Raw genomic sequence first — 1,178 nt, 5'->3', positions numbered from 1 at the left:
TTTCGATATCGACTTTCGTCAACATCAGGGCATTACCCTTTAATAAGTGGCGCGTCCTGGAGGATTCGAACCTCCGACCGCCTGGTTCGTAGCCAGGTACTCTATCCAGCTGAGCTAAGGACGCGCAGTTTTCGATATCGACTTTCGTCAACATCAGGGCATTACCCTTTAATAAGTGGCGCGTCCTGGAGGATTCGAACCTCCGACCGCCTGGTTCGTAGCCAGGTACTCTATCCAGCTGAGCTAAGGACGCGCAATAATCTTATTTTACTTTGTATAACCCGTTTATCAAACGAATTATTAAATAGTGGCGCGTCCTGGAGGATTCGAACCTCCGACCGCCTGGTTCGTAGCCAGGTACTCTATCCAGCTGAGCTAAGGACGCGCAGATCTTCTTGCTAAGAAGTTGTGAAGTAAATCACATTCATTTCTTACGAAACAAAAAAAAGGCCATCGGGCCAGTCAATGAATGGCGGTGAAGGAGGGATTCGAACCCTCGATACGGGATAAACCGTATACTCCCTTAGCAGGGGAGCGCCTTCAGCCTCTCGGCCACCTCACCGTTTTCATTGTTATATCTCAAAAGAGATATGGCGCGTCCTGGAGGATTCGAACCTCCGACCGCCTGGTTCGTAGCCAGGTACTCTATCCAGCTGAGCTAAGGACGCACTTTTTGTTGATAAATCAACGTTGCAAGAATGGCGGTGAAGGAGGGATTCGAACCCTCGATACGGGATAAACCGTATACTCCCTTAGCAGGGGAGCGCCTTCAGCCTCTCGGCCACCTCACCGTCTTGCGGAGGCACATATTACGTTTTACCGAAAATATGTCAAACACTTTCTTTGAAAAAATCTACGAAACTGGCTTAACCGTTGCTGATTTAATCAAAGTGACTATTAAACGAACTTTATCACTCTATTATGATGAAAAAAAGAGAGTCTTCTCTGAAAAAAAGACATTTATTTTCAAATAACTTTCTGAAGTTCGAATCAACATTATTGATGAATTCACAGCCATACTCAACACAATAGTTTCTGCAAATTTTCAAAAACAGTATGACCCGTCCTGATATGGGTTGACACTTTTTAACTAAAACGCTCGATGTACTTCATCGGGCGTTTTGTATTTTAAAGCCGTATGAGGCCTCATTTGATTATAGATATCTACGGACTCTGCT

Annotated in this window: 1 protein-coding gene and 6 tRNA genes; all 7 read right to left on the bottom strand. The window is 45.0% G+C overall.

Annotation, left to right across the window (positions count from 1 at the left end):
• Positions 1-47 precede the first annotated feature (47 nt).
• A tRNA-Arg gene (locus L3V37_RS24115) sits at positions 48-124 on the bottom strand.
• 52 nt (positions 125-176) lie between these two features.
• Positions 177-253, bottom strand: a tRNA-Arg gene (locus L3V37_RS24110).
• A 55-nt stretch (positions 254-308) separates the two neighbouring features.
• Positions 309-385 (bottom strand) — tRNA-Arg (locus L3V37_RS24105).
• A gap of 85 nt (positions 386-470) precedes the next feature.
• A tRNA-Ser gene (locus tag L3V37_RS24100) sits at positions 471-562 on the bottom strand.
• A gap of 29 nt (positions 563-591) precedes the next feature.
• Positions 592-668 (bottom strand) — tRNA-Arg (locus L3V37_RS24095).
• 31 nt (positions 669-699) lie between these two features.
• Positions 700-791 (bottom strand) — tRNA-Ser (locus L3V37_RS24090).
• A gap of 299 nt (positions 792-1,090) precedes the next feature.
• A partial coding sequence (locus L3V37_RS24085; RefSeq protein WP_138939050.1) for an integrase core domain-containing protein occupies positions 1,091-1,178 on the bottom strand: 88 nt, incomplete at its 5' end.

Source organism: Vibrio sp. D54, assembly GCF_021728075.1.
Classification (GTDB): Bacteria; Pseudomonadota; Gammaproteobacteria; order Enterobacterales; family Vibrionaceae; genus Vibrio; species Vibrio alginolyticus.
This window is presented reverse-complemented; position numbering and strand designations above follow the sequence as displayed.